We start from the raw sequence: 21,566 nt of genomic DNA, 5'->3' as shown, positions 1-21,566 counted from the left end.
AGTTACGGCGACTGTCAACAGCGCGATGGCGCGGCCAATATTCGTCTCGGCGCTCGGCCGGCGCACCCATCCGCCGCAGGCCGATCCGTTGCCGACCGAACCGCCAACCGGAAGGCCACGCCACCCGCGAGGCCTCCACCGCCAGCACGTTCGAGGCCGTGACGGATGGACGTCCCGGCCCGCCCGAGGGAGCGGCATGATCAACACCGGTGTGGCATCGTTCGCCCAGGAGCGGCGGGTGCGCGTGGTCGCCGGCGCGCCGCATCCCGGGCACGGCGCCCCCCATCCCGCTCTCCGGGCGAAGAACGTGCCGTTGCTGTGCCGGCTGCCCGAGCGCGTGGACGTCGTCGCGCTGTCCGCAGCGGTGCGTGCCCTGGTCGAGCGGCATCCCGTCCTGCAGTACCGCTTCCTGCACCGCGACGGCCGCGTCTCGCTGCGCTGGGCGGGTGCCGGCGTCGCGGACGTCGAGTGTGCCGTGGTGGACCGGTCCGCGCTCGGCACCGCTGACGGGGCTGTTCGCGCGTTCCTGCGTGCCCAGGTGGACGCACCGTTCGACCTGCTCGGCTGGCCGCTGCTACGGGCCGGCGTGATTCAGGACGACCGTCCCCTGTTCTATCTCTGCGCCGACCACACCGTCTGCGACGGCTGGTCGATGACGGTCGCGATGCGCGACATCGAAGCGGCGTACACCGGCCTGCTCCGCGGAAGGACCGTCGAACTGCGGCCGCCGGGTGACTACCTGCGGTACAGCGCGGCGCAGCGGCGGCGGTACACCAGCGGACCCGCGGTGGAGCGCGCCGTCGACGGCGTACGCGCGATGCTGGCCGGGCGGGCGGTGGAGCCGGCGTTCCCGCTGCCCGCCGCCCCGTGGGACGCCGAGCACGGGCGCTACACCGAGTTCGACCTGCTCGACGCGGCGGCGGCCGGCCGGCTGCTGGACTACTGCCGTTCCCGCCGGGCGACGCCCTACATGGCGGTGCTGGCCGCGTTCGGCGTGGCGGCGCGCGAGATCGCCGGCCGCGCCGAGGTCGGCGTGCTGGTCGCCATGCACAACCGCGACGAGCGGCACACCGCCGACAGCGTCGGCTGGTACGCCAACATGCTCGCGCTGTACTTCCCCACGTTCCCGGTCGACCGCTTCGACGACGGCGTACGGGCGGTCCGGGACCGGCTGATGCGGCTGCTGGTGTTCGCCGAACTCCCGCTGTCACGCGTCGCGGACGACCTGGCCGACACGAACGACAACGGCGCCGGGGTCCGGTTCCCGACGTGTTTCATCTCCTTGACGGACGCCCGCACGCCGCCGTCGGCAGGGGGGTCCGGCCGGTGGGAGCAGCTCGACCTGGCACCGTCGTACCGGATGGGTTACGGACTCTGGGTCGTGCTGCATGACACCGGGCTCCGCGCGGTGACCGCCTCACCCCGAACCTCCGCAGGCGTCGCCTCGCTGGCCGGCCTGGAGTCGCGAATCGCCGACGTGCTGCGGTCTGCGGCCGTTCCGGCAACGGCCTGACCGCACGAGACGAAGGAGTCAGACGATGCCCGGACAGCGCGGCGGCCCGGCGCGGCGGCTCACCGTGGAGTTCACCGGGCAACGCGGCGGCCGCGCCGCCCTCACCTGGGCCCAGGGCGAGATCTGGGAGATGATCGAGCAGTCGCGGCCGAGGCACTCGTACTACAACACCGGACACCGGTTCCGGGTGCCCGCGGGCCGGACCGTCGACGACGTCCGGGACGCCGTGCGTCTTCTGGTCGAGACGTACGAGGCGTTGCGCACCACTGTGGGCCGCGGACCCGACGGCGGAGTACTCCAGCATCTGCACGGCCATGGCGTGTACCGGATGGACGTCGTCGACACCGACGCCGCACACCTCGGCCAGGTCGCCGACGAGATGTGGACCGACCTGCTGGGACACGCCTTCGACGAGTCCGAATGGCCGGTGCTGTTCGGGCTCGTCACGTGCGCCGGGCGGCCGGCGGCGGTCGCGCTCGTCGCCTCCCACGTCGCCCTGGACTGGCACGGCATGGGGCTGGTGGCCGAGGTGTTCGGGCGGCTGCTGGCCGGATTTGACCCGCCCGACCCCCCTGGCTGGCAGCCGTTCGACCAGGCCGCCGCCGAGGCGGCACCGCAGGGACGGCGACGCGCGCAGCGCTCGCTCGCGTACTGGCGCGGCCAGCTCTCGACGGTGCCGCAGACGATGTTCCCGGTCACCGCCGCGCCCAGCGGCCGGCTGTGGCCCTGGGTCGAGATGCGGTCCGCCGCGCTCGCCACGGCCAGCCGGATCCTCGCCGACCGGCACCGCTCGACGCCCGGCGGCGTCGTGCTCGCCGCCACCGCCGCGCTCGTCGGCATGCGCGCCGGCACCCCGGCGGTATGCCTGCGGATGATCACCGGGAACCGCTTCGCCCACCAGCTCCGCGACATGGTCGGGACGTGCACCCAGACCGCACTGTTCGTCGCCACGCTGGACAACTGCCCTTTCGGCGCGTTCGTGGACCTCGCCTGGGCCGCGATGGTCCAGGCGTACCGGTACGCGCAGTACCCGGTGCCGGCGCTGCGCCAGGTCGTCGCCGACGTCAGCCGCGAGCGCGGGATGGCGCTGGATCTGGGCAGCTTCTTCGACAACCTCATGGACACCGGCGACCCGGGCGAGGTCGCCGAGCCCGCCGCCACGCGGGAGTCGCTGGCCGCCGCGCTGACCCGCACGACCGTGCGGCGAGGCGCGGTCTGGCCGCGCCGGCGGCGGTTCAACCTGGAGATACGCACCGCGTCCGGCGGTACCGAACTCTGCCTGGGCGTCGACCCCGCCGTCATGTCCCGGGCGGAGGCCGAACAGCTATTGCGGGCGGTGGATGACTTGCTGGTACGCGCGGTGCACGAGGATTTCCCACTGGACAAGGTGTTGGAGCTCACCGGATTCCCGGCCCCGGCGCGGGAGCCGACGATGGTGATGGTCGACCGGAGCTGGATCGACCCGGACGCGATCCGCGACCTCCTGGTGACGCTGCCCGACGTGGTCGGCGCCGAGGTGACCGTCGACGGGCGGGAGCGACTCGTGGCCGACGTCGTCGTGCCGGGTACCGGGATCACCGTGGACGCGCTGCACGAGGATGTCCTGGCGCGCCTGGTGGCACGGATGGCCGTACGCGCTCCGGACCACTACCGCCTCCGCTCGGGTGTGGGCGCCCCGGTGTACGCCGAAGGCACCGGCCGTGCCGGTTGAGCCTCAGGTCAGTCGGTGGCTGCTCCGGTGCGGCGGAAGTACCACGCCCCGGTGGCGGCTTCTCTGCCTGGCTTACGCGGGCGCCGGAGCCTCGTGCTTCCGGGACTGGCGGCTGCCGCCCGATCTGTGCGCCGAGGTGTGGGCCGCCCAACTGCCGGGCCGGGAGGGGCGGTGGCGGGAGCCGGCGCTGCGGCGGGTCGGCGACGTGGTCGAACGGCTCTGCGTCGAGGTGCTGCCGCTGCTCGACGTGCCGCTCGCGGTGTTCGGTCACAGCTACGGCGCGTTGCTGGCGTTCGAAATCGCCCGGGCGCTGCGTCGGGCCGGCGCGCCGCAGCCGGCGCACCTGTTCGTGTCGGGCCACCGCGCGCCGGACCTGCCGCCGTGGCGCCCCGCGGCCAGCACATTGCCCATGCCGCGCCTGCTGGACCGGCTCGCCGAGATGGCGGGGCCGTCGCAGTCGGTGGTCAATGACCCGGAGCTGCTGACCGTCCTCGCGCCGATGCTGCGCGCGGACCTCGAGGCGTGCGAGACCTACCGATACCGGCCCGAGACGCCCCTCGACACGCCGTTGACCTGCTTCGGCGCCATCGACGACTGCGAGGTCAGGATGGACGAGATCACCGCCTGGGACCTACACACCAGCCGGCGGTGGCGCGTGCGGAGCTTCACCGGTGGCCACCTGTTCCTTCACGACCGGCGCGACGGCGTCATCGCCACCATCGCGGCGCATCTGGCCGAGACCCGACCGGCCGCGGAGCGGGCGTGGTGACATCCGGTCGCGGTACCACGACGGAGTGGGTGTCCGACGAGGATCTGGGTCTGGCGCTCTTCATCCGGCACTTCGAACGCACGTTGCTGCGCCTGGTGGCGGAAGGGCACGTCCGCGGTACCACGCACACCTGCCTGGGCCAGGAGTACATCCCGGTCGCGCTGGCTCCGCTCATCGCACCGGCCTTCGTGTTCAGCAACCACCGTGGTCACGGCCACTACCTCGCCCAGTTCGGCGACGGAGAGGGCCTGTTGGCCGAGATCACCGGCAGGGACGGCGCGGTGTGCGGCGGCCGGGGCGGCAGCCAGCACATCTACCGGCCCGGCTTCTGCTCGACCGGTGTGCAGGGCGAGAACGTGCCGGTCGCCCTCGGTGCCGCGGTGCACTCCCAGCGCCGACGCGACGGCCGGGTCGCGGTGGTGTACACCGGCGACGGCACCTGGGGCCAGGGTGTGGTCTACGAGGCACTGAACATCGCACAGCTCCTCCGGGCCCCGCTCGTGGTGGTCGTCGAGAACAACGGCATCGCCCAGTCGACCCCGACCGGGCGGGCGATGTCCGGCACGATCGCCGCCCGCGCCGCCGCGTTCGGGGTCCGCTTCCATCGCGTGGACCACGCCTGCATAGCCACGATCCGGCGGGAGCTGCGCGAGCCGGTCGAGCGGACGCGTGCCGGGGACGGCCCGTTGGTAGTCGAGTTCCGGACCTGGCGCCTGGGGCCGCACAGCAAGGGCGACGACACTCGGCCGCCGGCAGAGGTGGCGCGGGTGCAGCGCCACGACTGGACGCTCGCGTACCGCGCCAGCCATCCGGAGCAGTTCGACCGGGTGGACGACACGCAACGTCGGCGCGTGGACGAACTGGCCGAGGCGGTTCTCCAGCGCCCGCGCGTGGATGGTGAGCGATGAGCCGGATGGTGAGCGCGCTGAACTCGGCGCTGCACGGGCTGTTCCGCGACGACGATCGCCTGTTCCTGCTGGGCGAGGACGTCGGCGATCCGTACGGTGGCGCCTTCGGCGCGACCCGCGGTCTCTCCAGCCGGTACCCGGACCGGGTCCTCGACATGCCGATCAGCGAGGGCGCGATCGTGGGCATGGCGGGCGGGATGGCCCTGTGCGGCGACCCGGTCATCGTCGAGGTGATGTTCGGCGACTTCATCACCCTGTGCTTCGACCCGATCGTGAACTTCATCAGCAAGTCCGTTTCGATGTACGGCCGGCACCTCGACATGCCGGTGGTCGTGCGGTGTCCTGTGGGCGGTAACCGGGGCTACGGACCGACCCACAGCCAGAGCCTGCAGAAGCACCTGCTGGGTGTGCCGAACCTGGACCTGTACGAGCTGTCGCCGGTGCACGACGTCCGGCGCCAGTTCGATCTCATGCTCGGTTCCGGGAATCCGGCGGTCTATTTCGAGGACAAGGTGCTCTACACCACCCCCGCCTGGCAAGACGGCGTCGTCGGCGAACCGTTCCGGTTCGGTCCGCTCGACGACACGTGGGTCGAGATCAAGGCGGATGACACCCGGCCGGACCGCGTCGTCATCGCGCCCGGCGGGCTGGTGCCACGCGTCGTGCCCGCCATGCGGGCGGCCCTGGTGGAGCACGAACTGACATCCCGCCTGATCGTCCCGTCCAGGCTCTTCCCGATCGACCTGACCGCGGTGCTGCCGCTGGTGGCGAGTGCCGACGGGGTGGTGATCGTCGAGGACGGCGTCGCCGGCGGCGGTTGGAGCGCGGAACTCGCCCGGCTCCTCTACGAGCGGTTGTGGACGAAGCTGCGCCGGCCGATCGAGGTCGTACAGCCTTCTTGCGAGGTCATCCCGGCCGCCGTCGAACACGAGCGCCACCTTCTGGTCCAGGAGTCGACGATCTTCTCGCGGTTGACGGGAGCACACGCGTGGGTGACGTAGTCGTTCCGACGCTCAACAACAACGACGACAGCTACACGTTGATCGAATGGTTGACGCCGGCGGCGGGGCGCGTCGCGGCCGGGGACGTCGTCGCCACCGTCGAGACCTCCAAGGCCGTCAACGAGTTGACAGTCGACGAGGACGGCTATCTGAGCCACTGCGTGGCCGAGCGCACGGAATGCGGACCGGGGGACGTGGTGGGGCGGGTGTGGGCCTCCCGGCCGGAGGCCGTCGCCGCCGGGACCGCCCCCGCGGTCCGGGCCCAGCCACCCGGCACCTCCACGGCCGTACCGGTCGTCACCCGACCCGCCCGGGAGCTGATGGAACGGCACGGCATCGCGATCGAAGCCGTGGCGGGCCTGGGTAAACCGGTCGTCAAACGCACCGATGTGGAGGGGCTGGTGGCCGGTGGTGGGGACGGTGACCGGGAGAGGCTCGGCCCGCACCAGCAGGCCGTCGCTCGTACGGTCGCGCTGTCGCACGCCACGATTCCGGACGCGTTCGTGGTGGTGAAGGTGCCAGCCGGGCGGCTGCTGCGACGACAGGCCGAGATCGCCGGCAGTCACCGCGCCTTCGTCGGCCTCCCGGAGCAGGTGATCAAGGCGGTCGGCCAACTGCATGCGACGTTCCCGCGGTTCTACTGCACCGTCAACGAGGACCTGTCCCTCAGCCCCGCGCCGCGCGCCGACATCGGCGTGACCGTCGACGTCGGCACCGGACTCTTCGTTCCCGTGCTGCGCGACGTGGCCGGTCTGGAGGTACCGCAGATCGCCGAGAGGCTCTTGCGGTTGCGGGTACGGGCCCTACGCGGAAGGATCACCGAAGCCGATCTGGCGGGTTCCCACCTGACCGTCGCCCTCCACGTCGACCAGGGGATCGTCATGGCGAAACCCGTTGTCTTCCCCGGACAGGTCTGCACCCTCTCGCTCACCGCACCGCAGAGCGAACTTGCCCTCGCCGAGGACGGTACCGTCGTTTCCCATGACTACTTCCACGTCGGGATGTCGTTCGACCACCGGGTCGTCAACGGACGGGACGCTTCCCGCTTTCTGACCGCGCTTCGTGCGGCGTTGGACGCGTGACCGGCTTGCCCCGGCGGGTGCGGACGCCTCCGCCGGGGCGTGCTTCAGTCCGGTAGCACGTCGTCGAAGCTCGCCGGGTCGCCGAGGGCGACCATGACGTCCCGTGGCCCGCGGAACGCCCGCCTGCCATGCGCGTGCCGCGTGTTGTCGACGATGAGCAGGTCGCCCGACTGCCACCGGGTCACATACTCGTGCCGCCGGGAGTCGGTGATCAGGAAATCGACGAACGCGTCTGGGATCGGTGTCCCGTCCCCGAAGGAGCAGTCCCTCGGCAGCACACCGTCCAGCAGCCCTTCCAGGTCCGCGCGGACGGTCGCCGGCAGGGCCGCGCGGTGCCAGTGCAGGATCTGGGCGAACCACGCCGTCTCGCCGCCGGCACGGGTCAGGACCGCCGGACGCACCGTGTGCGTCACCAACATGTCACCCTGCCACTGCGGCGTGACACCCTCCGCACGGCAACGCCGGGTCACCTCGTCCGGGTCCGTGGTGCCGTAGACGGTCTCCCAGTCCAACCCGAAGCCCCGGACGAACCGGCGCGTGTAGCGCACGCCCCGCTCGGCGAACGCCCGTCGCAGTTCCGGACTCATCCGCTGCCACGTGCCGGTTCCGTCGACCAGGGTGGTCTCACCGCCGGAGCCGGCCGGCGTGCGGCAGGCAAAGATCATCCGTCCCGGCCACCGGAGGTTGAAGGAGTCCTCGTTGTGCCAGAGCAGTTCCTGGTCGGGTGGGTAGGCGACCGGGCTGACGACCCGGTCGGCCACGACCTGTCGAGGATGTTCGTGACTGATGTAGTCGGCGGTGAACACGGTGTCGGACGCTGTGCAGACCCCGTCCGCGTCAAGCTCGCGGACTCCGCGCAGCAGCACGGCGCCGTGACTGCCCAGGGCCGCCTCCCAGCCTGCCCGGTGCTCCGCCATCCACGGTCCCAGTTCGGCGGCGGCCACGTCGGCGGCGAGCTCGGGCACGTGGGTCGCTGCGGTACCACCCACCTGGACGGTCCCTGACGGTGACCGGCTCACCCCCGCGGCGGTGCCGCTCGCCGGCGGCGGCTCAGGCAGGAGTACCTCGTCGAAGGACGGAAACGCGTCCGCATCCGTCCAGGGCGACCCGCGTTCCTTGCGCACAGTGCCCCTCCAACGCTCTTCCAGCGCGGTCATGACGGCAACCGTCTCGTCCAGCAGTTCGCTCACCCACGCCGGCGAACAGGCCGACAGTTGGTGGTGCAGTTCGACCCGCGTGGAGTCCGCGCTCTGCCACAGCCACAATGCCAGCGGGTCGGTCCCGGAGGCCGTCCCGGTGTCCAGCAGCCGCACCCCGACCTCGCCGGCGCCGGCGCCGAGACCCGGTAGAAGCTGGTGGACCATCTTGACGTCGAAGAGCCGGCCGGCATCGACCCGGCGGCCGTGCCGGCGCAGCTCCGCGACGACGTCCTGGTACGGCACGAGCCCGGTCCGCTGGGCGTCGAGGAGCGCGCGGGAGACCCGCCGCAGGAGGTCCTCGAACGAGGCGGAACCGGCGAGGCTCACCCGTGCGATGCCCTGATTGCCGAAGTAGCCGACGAGCGGTTGCAGCCGGGGGTCGTCACGGCCGGCCAGGTCCAGGCCGAACACCTGGTCCGCGCTTCCCGTCCGGACCCGCAGACTGGCCAGAAACGCCGTGACGACCAGCGCGAACACCGTGCTGGCGCGGGCCCTGGCCAGCCGGCCGGGCAGGTCACCCAGGTCACGGACGCACCGGCCGGCCCCGGTGACCGCGGCCCCTCCTCCGGTCACCGGCAGGTTGGACGGCGGCGCGTCGATCAGCAGCCGTACCAGCTCCCGAAGCGCCCCGTCGGTGCCGGCGGGCGTACGGTGCCGGGCCAGCGCCGCCTGGTGCTCGTCCAGCGGCAGCGGCGCCAGGTCCGGCGCGGTGGCGTGCAGGTAGCCGCAGTAGCAGGCCATGAAGTCACGCAGCAGCACGCCCGCCGACCACCCGTCAGAGATCGCGTGGTGGAGGGCGATGGCGAGGACGGCCCGGCTGGCGGGCTCCAGGTGCAGCTCGGCGCGCACCAGCGGGCCGTTCTCCAGGTCCCAGTCCAGCCCGGCCATCTCGTCCAGCCGCCGGCGGGCCCGACGCTCGGCGTCCCGGCCCGCGTCGTCATCACCACCGCGGACGACGGACAACTGCGGCCGCCCACCGGCGAACTGCCGCGGCTCACCGTCGACCAGGCGGATCAGCGTACGCAGGCTGACGTGCCGCTCCACGACCGCGTCGAACGCCCGCACCATGTGCTCGGGCTCGACACGTCCACTGAACTCCACGAGGCAGGGGATGGTGAGCCCGGCATCATGGCCGAACCGCTGCTGCTGCAACCACAGGCGCCGCTGACCGCTGAGTACGGGGACGCCGTCCCCGGCCGGCTCCGGCTCCGGTGGTACAGGGGGCGCCGGCCCGGGGTCCGGACGGCCATCCCCCAGCGCCGCCGCGAGGTCCGCCAGGACGGGCCGCTCGAAGATCAGTTGCACCGGTACGGGCGCGCCGAGCCGCTCGGAGAGGTGGGCGGCGACGTTGACGGCACCCAGCGAGTGACCGCCGAGGGCGAAGAAGTCGTCGTCGGCCGCGATGTCGCCCACCCCCAGGACCGCCGTGAACGCCGCGCGTACCGCCTGCTCGTGGGGCGTGCGCACCGGTCGGGTCCCGGTGTGTGCGACGCGTTGCGCGGGCAGCCGGCACAGCGCCCCCCGGTCGACCTTTCCGTTCGTGTTCAGCGGCAGCCGCGGTACCACGGCGAACCGGGTGGGCAGCATGAAGGCCGGCAGGAACTCGGCGAGGTACTCCCGCAGCACCGTGAGCGAGGGGACCCGGCCGTCGGCCGGCACCACGTAGGTGGCCACCTCGTCGGTGCCCGGCAGGACCAGCGCCGCCGCGGTCGCCACATCCGGATGTCCGCTCACCGCCGCCTCGATCTCGGTGAGCTCCACGCGACGACCGCGGATCTTCACCTGGTCGTCGATCCGGCCGGCGTAGACGACGCCCGCACCCTCGGCGAGCCGGCCCAGGTCCCCGCTGCGGTAGAGGCGGGCACCCGGAGTCCGGGCGAAGGGATCGGGTACGAACTTCTCGGCCGTGCGGCGCGGGTCCGTGAGGTAGCCCCGGGCGACGGTCGGCCCGCAGATAACGATCTCGCCGGGCTCGCCGGGCTCGACCTGGCGCAGGTCCGGACCGACCAGGTGAACCTGGTAGCCGGGCAGCGCCGTGCCGATCGGGACGGCCGTACCGACCGGGCAGGAGGTCAGATCCGCACTGGTGGCCCACAGCACGGTTTCCGTCGGACCGTAGAAGTTCCACAGCCGCCGTCCACCGGCCCTGAGCCGCTCCACGTCCGCGGGGAGCAGGACGTCGCCCCCGGACACGACCTTGAAGCCCGGCCCGCCGCGCCAGCCCGCGTCGACGATCAGGCGCCACCGCTGCGGCGTCGTGACCAGGGTGGTGACCTGACGGCCGTCCAGCAGCCGCCGCAGCCCGGGGCCGTCGACGTCGTAGCGTTCCGGCACCATCGTGAGGCGTCCGCCGCTGAGCAGGGTTCCGTGGAGGTCTCCGACGACGATGTCCCAGCCGAGTGGTGAGACGCAGGCGACCACGTCGTGCGGGGCCAGCCCCACCTTCCCGGCGAAGGCGAGGGCGGCCGCCACGACCATCGCGTGTTCGACGACGACTCCACGCGGCATGCCGGCCGATCCGGAGGTGAAGCTGATGTAGGCCGCGTCCCCGCCGTGGACGGCCGGCATTGTCGTGTCACCGGTGCTCCCGTCGCTCAACTCGGACGACAGCACGACCGGCACGCCCAGCCCGCGTGCGACCGGTGCCAGTGACCCACTGGCGATCACGAGTCGTGCGGCCGTCTGGCGCACCACCGCGGCCAGCCGCCCCGGTGGCGACCCCGGGTCCAGGTGGACATAGGTGGCCCCGGCGAACAGCGCCGCGAGGGTCACGACCACCGCCGTCGCGTCACGTTCGTGCAGCAGGCAGACCGCGTCGCCGGGGCGGACGCCGGCCCGCACCAGGCCGGATGCGGCCGACTCCACCTGTGCCAGCAGCTCCCGGTACGTATGGCTGCGGTGCTCGTCGTCCAGTGCGATGCGGTCACCGAAACGGCCGGCCACCGCACGGAGGGCCGCCGGCACGGTGGCCCCCGAGGCCGTGTTGCGCGGCTGCGCCGCCGGCCGGTCCGCCATGGCAACCGCCTCGACCGGACTGCCGGGCGAGCGCGTCACCGGCCGGAGCGCCGTGCGATCGACGACCGGATCACCGTCGCCTGCGACCCGCTCAGCCAGGGACCGGTAGGACGCGGCAAGGCGCGCGGCCATCTCGTGCGGCACCACGTCCGTGAGGTGGCGGACGGTGACGGTGAAACCCCCCGGTCGATCCGCCACGACCATCGTCAACGGGAGCGTATCCAGCCGGCGCGGCACGTGGACCGGCCGCCAGCGCAACTGCCCTTCCCGCGCCTCCAGCCCGTCGGCCGGGCCGGCCGGGGACGGCGTCGAGGACGGTTCGTCCCCGGTGTGTCGCTGGAACGACAGCAGGACGTCCGGCAGCGCCGCACCGTCGGCGCACGCCACCATGGGATCGGGGTGGTGCCGGTGAGCGCCGGCGGCCAGGAGTCTCTCCCGCGTCGAGCGCAGCAGGGCGCGGAAGGACATGCCCGGTTCCACGACGCACGCGAGCGGGACGACGTTCATGAGCAATCCGACGGTCGCCGCGAACGGTGGCGTCCGGGTGGACATGGCGACCCCGACCAGTTGCGACCGCTGTCCCGTCTCCGCGTGCAGCGTGGCATGCAGCAGCGCCAGGAGTACCTGGAACACCGTGGCGCGCTCCTGCCGGGCCAGTGACCTGAGCGCGCCGGTCAGCTTGCCGCCCAGTTCGATGGTGAGTTCGGCGGCGCGGGCCGACGGCGTCACCGGCCCCCGGGTGTCTCGCAGCGGAAGCGTCCGCGGCACGCCGTGTGACATCCGGCGGAAGAACTCCTCGGCCCCGCGGGCGTCGGAGGAGGCCAAATAGGAGTCCACCGTGTCCGCGTAGTCGAGGTAGCTGCCGGCGGGAACCGGGGGGTCACCCCGCACAATCTCATCAGCGATGATGTCCATCGATGTGAAGTCGATCGCCATGTGCGGCGCCAGCAGGAGCAGGACCTGTTCGTCCGCGGAGCGGACGAAGCGGGAAACCCGGAACGGCCGGCCGGTCGTCAGGTCGACCGGCCGGCCGGCCTCCTCCGCCAGCCGTGCGCGCAGCACGTCCTCGGACCACGACCGAGCGTCGACCGTGGACACGACCGGTGTCGACCGGTCGCGGGGCACCACCCGCAACTGGACCCCGGACGGACCCAGCCGGTACGCGCAGCGCAGGGCGTCGTGCCCGTCAACCACCGCCGCGACCGCCTCCTCGACGTCGTCGAGCGGCCACCTCCCGCGCACCTCGAAGGCCACCCACTCGTTGCTGGCGCCCGGGTAACGCGCCTCCAGCAGCCACAGCGCCGTGGCCCGCGCGGACGCGTCCCGCCACGCGTCCGGCGGGCGCGGCAACGACCGGCCCGGATCCGACACCCCACCGTCCGGCGTCTCACGGCTCGGCCGCCACCGGTCGCTCAGCAGGACGGCCAGGCTTTCGAGCGTGTCCGCGGCGAACAGCTCCGGCCGCGGCAGCCGGGTGCCCGCGATCACGTCCAGGTCCTCCGCGAGGGTGAACAACGACAGCGAGTCGATGCCCAGCGAGGAGATCGACCGCGGCGCGTCATCGTCCCGCCCCGCCAGCGCGGTGAGCCGTTCGGCGAGGAAGTCCCGCACGATCCCGTGGCGTTCGGGCTCGGAGGCCCGCTCGAGGCGTTGACGCGTTTCGACGGCACGCCGCCGCCACAGGCGGGTGTCCACGGCCCGCTCGCTGCGCCGGCGGGTGCTGATCCGCCCGGCCGACCACGTTTCCCGGGCCGGCCCACGACGGATCTTTCCGCTCGGGGTCCGAGGGAGGGTGCCGGAGCGCACGACCGCGATGGTGGTGGGGTCGATCTCCAGCTCGGTGCGGACGAGCCGGCGGCACGTGCGCAGCACCTCGGGAAGTTCGAGGTCGGGTGCGTCCGTCTCGACCAGCAGCACCACGCCGCTGCCGTCCGCGTCGGCGAACGCCCCAGCCAGGGCGCACCCGTGCGGTGCGCAGCCACGCGCCGCGATCTCCTCGAGATCCTGCGGGTAGATGTTCCTGCCGTGGACGACGAGCATGTCCTTCGTCCGACCGGTCGGCACCACCGCTCCGTCGTCGTCGAGGTAGCCCAGATCGCCGGTACGCAGGTAGGTACGTTCGTCACCAGCGATCCTGGCGTTGAACACCGGGTCGTCCGGCCGGCCCCAATAACCGGCCGCGACACTGTCGCCCCGCACCAGGATCTCCCCGATCGTGCCGCGGGGAGCCACCGCGCCGGTCGCCGGATCGGCGATCGCGACCTCGAGTCCCGCGACGGGTGGACCGCAGCTTACCAGTTGCCGGGCCGGCGCACCCTCGCCGTTGCGAGAGGGCGTGACCGTTCGCAGCCGGTCCGCGCAGGACACCATCAGGGTCGACTCGGCAAGCCCGTAGCAGGGGCGCAGGGATTCGGCGCGGAACCCGAAGCGGGCGGCGGCCCGGGCGAACCTGTCCATGGTGGATGGCCGAACCGGCTCCGCGCCGACGAAGGCGACCTCCCAGGAGCTCAGGTCGATCCGGTCGCGGTCGGGGTCGAGCTCCTCCAGTGCCCGGGCGCAGACGTCGTAGGCGGACGTCGGCCCCCCACTCACGGTCGCCCTCGCCCGGGAGATGGTCTCCAGCCAGCTCATCGGCCGGCGCGCGAACTGCTGAGGGGACATCAGATCGACGCCGAACCCCACCATGAGCGGCGTCAGCAGACCGCCGATCAGCCCCATGTCGTGGTACAGCGGCAGCCAGACCGACGCCCGTGCGTCCGGACCGAGCCGGAAAGTCTGCGCGATACGCCGGGTGTTCTCCAGCACGCAGCCGTGCGTCAGGACGACCCCTCGCGGGTCCCCGGTCGAGCCGGACGTGTACTGCAGGAAGGCGATGTCGTGTGCGGTGGCCGGCTGTGGTGCCGGATCTCCCGGATCCGTGGCCAGCTCGTCGACGTCGATCAGCCGGTCCCGCAACCGCTGCGGCAGCCGGTCCCAGTGGCCGCGCGGGGCGATGACGGCCGCCGCGTCGCAGTCCTGGGCGATGCCGAGCACTCGCCGGTGGTGGTGCCTGGCGGTCGCCGGCACGGACGGCACGGCGATCGCCCCGCCGAGCAGGCACGCCGCCAGCCACTCCACGTATTCGCGGCCCGACGGGGCGAGCAGCAGGATCCGTTCCCCCCGCAGTCCGCGATCCCGCAGGACGGCGGCGCGCGCCGTGGCCGCCAGCACCAGGTCGGCACCGCTGACGTCGTCGAGCACCTCCCCCTGCGATCCCGTGATCCGGAAAGCCGTCGCGGTGTCGCCCGCGCGTCGCAGCAGGACGTCGGCCAGCGTGACCGGGGGCGTGGCGCCAGGACGCGGTGTCACAGCGCACCGACCGCTGCGCCGGCACTGGACGCCGCCCAGGACGAGAGCCTGGTCAGCGGCACGCGGGCCATCGTCTCCGCGGTGAGGCGGAACTGCTCCATGAGGTGGGCCACCACCTTCGGTGCGAGGTAGTCCGGGACGAACTCCAGGGCGGCGACCAGCGCGTCGCCCTCCGGGCGGAACGTGACCGTCAACGGAAACTTCGGGTAGGGCTTGTCCGCGGCGACCGGCGTGACCGTGGCCGGGCCCAGGCGGGACAGTTCCGGCGCGGTGTTGTCCAGTTGGACGACCACGTCGAGCAACTGGCCCCGGCGCCCCGGCGGCAACTGTCCGGACAACTGGTCGAAGGGCAGGTCCTGGTGGGCGTAGGCGCCCACAGTGGTATCCCGGACCCGCGCGATCAGATCCTGACAGGTCGGATCACCACCCAGATCCGTACGCAACACCAACGTATTGGCAAAGAACCCCACCAACGACTCCACCTCCGCCCGCCCACGCCCCGCCACAACCGTGCCGACGGTGATGTCGGTCTGACCCGTCAACCGATACAACGCAGCCTTGAACGCCGCCACCAACACCATGAACAACGTCGCACCCTGACCACGCGCCAACGCATACAACCGCCCCGTCAACTCCGCCGAAACCACAAACCGCTCCGTCAACCCCGCACCCGACAACACCTCCGGACGCACCCGATCACCCGGCAACTCCACCGGCACCACACCCGCCAACCGACCACACCAATACCGCAACTGATCCGCCAACACCGACCCGCCCAACCACCCCCGCTGCCACACCGCAAAATCCGCATACTGCACCGGCAACACCGGCAACACCGCCACCCGCCCCTCCACCCCAGCCTCATACAACTCCACCAACTCAGCCGTCAACACCCCACTCGACCAACCATCAGACGCAATATGATGCACCGTCAACACCACAACATGCTCCAACTCCGACAACCGCACCACACACCCACGCACCACCGGCCCCACCGCCAAATCAAACACACCCCGCGCCTCCCCCGAAACCACCCGCCCCACCGCACCCTCCACATCGGACTCCCCCGACACATCCACCAACCCCACCACCACATCCGCACCCGAACCCACCCGCTGCACCACACGCCCACCCACCACCGGATACGACGTCCGCAACACCTCATGCCGCCCCACCAACCCAGCCACCGCACCCCGCCAAGCCACCACATCAAACACACCCCGCACCCGCAACGCATGCGGAATGTTGTACGCCACCGACCCCGGCGACAACCGATCCATCACCCACAACCGCTCCTGCGCGAACGACAACGGCATCGAGCGGTCCCGCAGCACCGGCAGCAGGGGCGGCGCGAGGGCGTCGGTGCGGCGCAGGTCGCGCTCCAGCCTGGCGGCGAACTGCGCCAGTGTGGGTGCGTCGAACAGGTCCCGGACGCCGACCTGGGTACCCAGTGCCTGGTTGACCCGGTTGACCACCATCGCGGCGAGCAGGGAGTGACCGCCGAGCAGGAAGAAGTTGTCGTTGCGGCCGAGCCGGCGCACCCCGATCGCACGCTCCCAGAAACCGGCGACCGCCGACTCCACCGCTCCGCTGGGCGGTTCGTCGACCATCGCCGTGGGCGCCGGCGCGGTCTGCGATGCCGGCAGCGCCCGTTCGTCGAGCTTCCCCGCCGCGTTGATGGGCAGCTCCTCCAACAGCACCACCGTGTCCGGCGCCATGTGCTCGGGCAGCCGCGCGCCGGCCAGGTCGCGCAGTTCCCGCCGCAGCCGCTCCTCCGCGAGCGCCCGCAACGGCCCGGGATGGGCCTGCGCCGGGCCGGCGGTCCCGGCGGGTGCTATCCGGACCGCCAGTCCCGCCAGCGACCTCGGCAGCACCACGACGTCGAAGGCGCCGTCGTCGCGGCCCGCGGTCCACCCGATCCGGCACGGCCGCCCCAGCCGCTCGGCGAGATCGAACAGGTCCTGCGGGTCCAGATCGACCGCGTCACGGCGGGAGACCTCCCCGCACGGCGACCCGGGACCGGCCCGCCGCAACCGCACCTCCTCGCGCAGCCGGCGGTTCGCGACCGCGGACCAGGCCCGTACGGTCTCCTGGTCCCGGCGCAACTCGGCCTCCAGTAGCTCCAGGGTCATTTCCGGGTGCCATGCCCGCCAGTCCGGGCGCACCTCGACGTCCGGCGCCGCGAGGCGCACCACCGCGTCGTACCGGAACCGGACCAGCTCGTTGCGGCCCCTGCCCTCCCGCAGGTTGGCCTCCACCCACGCGCCTGGCGCGACGCCGCCCAGCAGATCCTCGATCGTGGCGACGTCGACCATCAATTCCCGTTCCCGCCGGAGGGCCGCCCGGGCGCGGGACATGATCTCGCCGGCGGTGGTCTCGGGCCGGGCTCGGGCGGCCTCGATCCAGACGTGGGTGAGCAGCGCCTGTCCCGGCGACCTCAGGTCGCCCAGGAAGATGCTGCCGGTATTCGACAGGTGGTGCACCGCCTCGGACAGGGCGGCGGACAGGTACCCGGTGCCGGGCAGGTACTGCACGACGGAGTTGAGCACGGCCACGTCGAAGCGTTCGTCACCCAGCACCCGCAGGTCCGCGGCGGGCGCCTCGACCAGGCGGACCCGGTCCCGGTTCGGATCGTCCGCCAGAACGGTCCGCAGCTCCTCCAGCGTCGCCGCGGAGATGTCCGTGCCGACGTACCGGTTCAGCTTGGCCAGGAGCTGGAACAGCAGCAGCCCGGTGCCGCACCCGACCTCCAGACACCGCGTGCCGCCCAGGGTCGCCACCCGCCGGACGGTGCGTGCCACCGCGTCCCGCATCTCGTCGTGGGGAATAGGGACGAGCGAGGAGGTGTCCTCCCACCCGGCGGTGTTGAACCGCGGATCGCTCGCCGTCGTGCCGGCCTGCTGGGCGTCGAACACCGCGCGCCACTGGTCCACCAGCTCCTCGGGAGCGGCCAGCCGCAGCGCCGCGGCGTCGGGTACGACATAGGCGATGAGCCGCTCGTCGCCGGGCCGGTGGGAACGCAGCAGCACCCTCGCGTCGCGCACCGCCGGGTGGCCCTTCAGCACGTGTTCGATCTCACCGAGCTCGACCCGGAACCCGCGGACCTTCACCTGGCTGTCCCGGCGACCGTGGAACAGGATGCGCCCGTCGGCCGTGTACGACCCGACGTCGCCGGTCCGATACAGCCGTTGACCGGGTCGGTCCGCGTAGGGGTCGGGAACGTAGGCGAGCGCGGTCGTCCCCGGGCGGCCGGCGTAACCCCTGCCGACCGGGACGCCGCCGATGCAGATCTCCCCCCGGGCGCCCCGGGGCAGCAGGTTTCCGTCCCGGTCCAGGATACGCACCACGGCGTTGTGCACCGGACGCCCGATGGAGGTTTCCTCGTGGTTCGTGACGGGCGCCCAGGTCGCGTCCACGGCGCACTCCGTGGGGCCGTAGACGTTCCATGCCCGTACCCCGTCCAGCGCGGCGAGCGCGTTCCACAGCGCAGGCGGCAGGAACTCGCCGGCAACGATCAGCGTCTCGATCCGGTGACCCGCCCCGAACAGTCCGGCGTCCAGCAACTGGGTGGCCTGGGTGGGCGAACACTGCAGCAGTTGAATGCCGTGATCGCGCAGGAATGCCGAGAAGTGGCCGGGGTCGCGGCGGACGGCGGCCTCCGGCAGGTGCATCGTCTCGCCGGTGAGCAGCAGGCAGAGGTCCTCGATGAAGGCGTCCGAGGTGAGGTCTGCGTTGAACACGCCGTGGCGGGCTTCGGATCCGGGCGGGCGGTAGACGGTGTCGCGGAGCCAGCGGCAGAGGTTGGCGAAGGAGCCGTTGCTGATCATGACCGCCTTCGGTGTCCCGGTGGAGCCGGAGGTGCTCATCACGTACCCGAGATTGTCCGGTGCGGCAGGCGGTAGGTGGCCGTCGTTCCCGGCCGGGACCGCGCCCTCGGCCGGGACCGTGACCAGGCGGCGGCCGGAATGGTCCGGCCGCCGGGCGCGGTCCGGCCGGAACACCACACCGACCCCAGCGGCGTCGAGGATCCGCGCCAGCCGCTCGGCCGGCGCATCGCGGTCGACCATGAGGAAGGCGGCGCCGGCCTTCATGACCGCCACCACGCCGACAAGCGTGTCGACACACCGCACCGCCTCCACCGCCACGGTGCCCTCCGGGCCTACGCCCAGACCGGCCAGCCAGTGGGCGACGCGGTCGGCGCGGCGGTCGAGCTCCGCGTAGCTCAGCCGGCTGTCCCCGTCGACCAGGGCCATCCGGTGCGGGAAACGTTCGACGGACTCGCGGAAGTACGTGATCGGGACGTCGACGGCCGCGGCGGTGTCCTCCGCGGGTGGCCGGTTCCAGACGAGCAGTTGCTCGGCCACCGCCCGCTCGGGGAGCGCGGGCAGCTCCGACAGCCGCCGCCCCGGATCCTCCGGCATACCGGCGAGCACCTGGAGCAGCGCGTCGATGTAGCCGGCCACGGTGCCCGGGTCGAACAGTTCGCTGCTGTACTCGTACCAGCCGATCAGGTGCGACCCGCCGGGCGTGGGCACCTCCCAGAAGATGAGTCCCAGGTCCGACTTCGCGGTGGCAGTGTGCGTGTCGACCACCGTCACGTCGAGTTCGCCCATCCGGGCGTGGTCGAACGGCGCGTTCTGCAGCATGCAGTCGACGTTGAACAGCGGGACGCCGTGCCCCAGATCCCGACCCGGTCGCAGTTCCTGGACGAGGCGCTCGAAGGGCAGGTCCTGGTGGGCGTAGGCGCCGACAGTGGTGTCACGGACCCGCGCGATCAGATCCTGACAGGTCGGATCACCACCCAGATCCGTACGCAACACCAACGTATTGACGAAGAACCCCACCAGCGGCTCCAGCTCCGCCCGCCCACGCCCCGCGACCTGGGTGCCGATGGTGATGTCGGTCTGACCCGTCAACCGATACAACGCAGCCTTGAACGCCGCCACCAACACCATGAACAACGTCGCACCCTGACCACGCGCCAACGCATACAACCGCCCCGTCAACTCCGCCGAAACCACAAACCGCTCCGTCAACCCCGCACCCGACAACACCTCCGGACGCACCCGATCACCCGGCAACTCCACCGGCACCACACCCGCCAACCGACCACACCAATACCGCAACTGATCCGCCAACACCGACCCGCCCAACCACCCCCGCTGCCACACCGCAAAATCCGCATACTGCACCGGCAACACCGGCAACACCGCCACCCGCCCCTCCACCCCAGCCTCATACAACTCCACCAACTCAGCCGCCAACACCCCACTCGACCAACCATCAGACGCAATATGATGCACCGTCAACACCACAACATGCTCCAACTCCGACAACCGCACCACACACCCACGCACCACCGGCCCCACCGCCAAATCAAACACACCCCCCGCCTCCCCCGAAACCACCCGCCCCACCGCACCCTCCACATCGGACTCCCCCGACACATCCACCAACCCCACCACCACATCCGCACCCGAACCCACCCGCTGCACCACACGCCCACCCACCACCGGATACGACGTCCGCAACACCTCATGCCGCCCCACCAACCCAGCCACCGCACCCCGCCAAGCCACCACATCAAACACACCCCGCACCCGCAACGCATGCGGAATGTTGTACGCCACCGACCCCGGCGACAACCGATCCATCACCCACAACCGCTCCTGCGCGAACGACAACGGCGCGTCGGAGCCGTCGTCGGGGCGCACCGGGATGGGCTGCCGGCTGTTCAGGCCGCTCGACCGGAGTACCGCCGCTACCGCGTGCAGGCGCTGGATGTCACTGTCCATCTGCCACCTCGTCTTTCGTCACCGCGGCGCGGGCCGGCCGGCGGGGATGGTGCCGAAGGATCGTGCGTCGACTCACGCGTAGGACCGGTTGCCGACGGTACTGATGTTCACCAGTACGTTCCGGTAGGCGCCGCGGCGCACCTCGCGGGCCACCGCCGCCAACTGGTAGCCGGTCTCCAGCGCGACACGCCGGCCTTCGGTCCGCTCGAACAGTTCGGCGGCCTGGCGCGCCTCGCCCATCGGGAACGTCGCGGTCGCGAGGAGCCGTCGTGAATGCAGGTCCGCGACGGCTCCGGCCACGATCGTGGAGCCCAGGCCCCCGATGTAGGTGTCGCCCAGCAACCGTTCGAGGCCGTACGTGCGCATCAGGGGGTAGTGCCGGGAGTCTTCGATCGAGTGGTCGCCCCACCGGCCCTTGCTGACCACGGGGCACTCCTCGGCCTCGGCGCACAGCAAGTCCGGCCCGGAGCCGGTCTCCAACCTGTCCACCAGGAAGGCGGCCGCGATCCCGAGCAGGTTGGCCCCGCCGCCGCAGCTTCCCACGACGAGGTCCGGGCGCACCGGCAACTGCTGGGCGGCCTCCAGTCCCACCATGGTCTGCGGCAGGACGAAGTAGTTGTACACGCTGCCGAAGATGTAGCGTGCCTCGGGGATTCGCAGCGTATACCGGACCGCGGCGCTGGCCGACAACGTCAGGGGGTCGGCGTTGCCGCCCTCGTCTTCCGCGACGATCACCTCGGCTCCCGCCTCGGTCATGGCCCGTACCCGGTCGGGACGCTGACGCACGCTGGTGGCGTCGATGAAGCAGATCACCCGGATCCCGAACAGCGTGCCGGCCAGGGCCAGAGCGATCCCCCAGTTTCCCGTGGTTTCGGTGGTCATCACCTTCAGGCCGGCCCGGGAGCAGTGGTAGGCGACCCACAGGGCGCTGTTCATCTTGTGGTTGCTCGACGGGGTCGCGCCCTCGTCCTTGACGAATATCCGGGTCCGACCGCCCAGCGCCTCGGCGAAGGTACGCGCCTCGAACAGCGGGGTCGGGCGGTAGGACAGCATGTCCTCGAGGGCGGCGGGCAGTGCGACCGTACGCTGCCTGGACAGTTCCAGTTCCGCCAGTGGTTCGGTGAGCACCTGGGCCAGCCTGGCCTGCTCGATGGGCTGCCCGGTAACCGGGTCGAGCAGTCGGACGTCACAGTAGTAGTTGAGGTTGATAAGGCTCGGGAGCACG

General features: G+C 71.7%; 9 protein-coding genes. 6 read left to right on the top strand and 3 right to left on the bottom strand.

Annotated features, from left to right (window positions below):
* Nucleotides 1–196 precede the first annotated feature (196 nt).
* From Drose_RS15045 to Drose_RS15020, 6 genes are read left to right on the top strand one after another with little or no spacing between them, the layout of a single operon-like run.
* Complete coding sequence (locus Drose_RS15045) at nt 197–1,513, top strand: condensation domain-containing protein (RefSeq protein WP_260728820.1); 1,317 nt, start codon at nt 197–199, stop codon at nt 1,511–1,513.
* A 25-nt stretch (nt 1,514–1,538) separates the two neighbouring features.
* Complete coding sequence (locus Drose_RS15040) at nt 1,539–3,224, top strand: condensation domain-containing protein (RefSeq protein ID WP_260728819.1); 1,686 nt, start codon at nt 1,539–1,541, stop codon at nt 3,222–3,224.
* The gene (locus Drose_RS15035) at nt 3,214–3,993 is read left to right on the top strand and encodes a thioesterase II family protein (protein ID WP_260728818.1); all 780 of its coding nucleotides are present in this window, start codon (nt 3,214–3,216) and stop codon (nt 3,991–3,993) included. Before Drose_RS15040 ends, Drose_RS15035 begins: the two co-directional genes overlap by 11 nt.
* Nucleotides 3,987–4,901, top strand: a complete 915-nt coding sequence (locus Drose_RS15030; protein ID WP_260728817.1) for a thiamine pyrophosphate-dependent dehydrogenase E1 component subunit alpha — start codon at nt 3,987–3,989, stop codon at nt 4,899–4,901. Before Drose_RS15035 ends, Drose_RS15030 begins: the two co-directional genes overlap by 7 nt.
* Nucleotides 4,898–5,902 carry an alpha-ketoacid dehydrogenase subunit beta gene (locus tag Drose_RS15025; RefSeq protein WP_260728816.1) on the top strand — a complete coding sequence of 335 codons (1,005 nt, stop codon included), beginning with the start codon at nt 4,898–4,900 and terminating at the stop codon, nt 5,900–5,902. The genes Drose_RS15030 and Drose_RS15025 overlap by 4 nt, the downstream gene beginning before the upstream one ends.
* Complete coding sequence (locus tag Drose_RS15020; RefSeq protein WP_260728815.1) at nt 5,890–6,984, top strand: 2-oxo acid dehydrogenase subunit E2; 1,095 nt, start codon at nt 5,890–5,892, stop codon at nt 6,982–6,984. Before Drose_RS15025 ends, Drose_RS15020 begins: the two co-directional genes overlap by 13 nt.
* Nucleotides 6,985–7,028: 44 nt before the next feature.
* On the opposite strand, the gene Drose_RS15015 is transcribed toward Drose_RS15020, so the two are convergent.
* From Drose_RS15015 to Drose_RS15005, 3 genes are all read right to left on the bottom strand, one after another.
* Complete coding sequence (locus Drose_RS15015) at nt 7,029–14,546, bottom strand: non-ribosomal peptide synthetase (RefSeq protein WP_260728814.1); 7,518 nt, start codon at nt 14,544–14,546, stop codon at nt 7,029–7,031.
* Nucleotides 14,543–20,200, bottom strand: coding sequence for a non-ribosomal peptide synthetase (locus tag Drose_RS15010; RefSeq protein ID WP_260729721.1), 5,658 nt, complete (start codon nt 20,198–20,200; stop codon nt 14,543–14,545). Before Drose_RS15010 ends, Drose_RS15015 begins: the two co-directional genes overlap by 4 nt.
* Before the next feature lie 213 nt (nt 20,201–20,413).
* Entirely contained in the window at nt 20,414–21,565 is a 1,152-nt protein-coding gene (locus Drose_RS15005) for a pyridoxal-phosphate dependent enzyme (protein ID WP_260728813.1), read from the bottom strand.
* Nucleotide 21,566 lies beyond the last annotated feature (1 nt).

It is taken from the genome of Dactylosporangium roseum (assembly GCF_025264685.1).
Taxonomy (GTDB): domain Bacteria; phylum Actinomycetota; class Actinomycetes; order Mycobacteriales; family Micromonosporaceae; genus Dactylosporangium; species Dactylosporangium roseum.
This window is presented reverse-complemented; position numbering and strand designations above follow the sequence as displayed.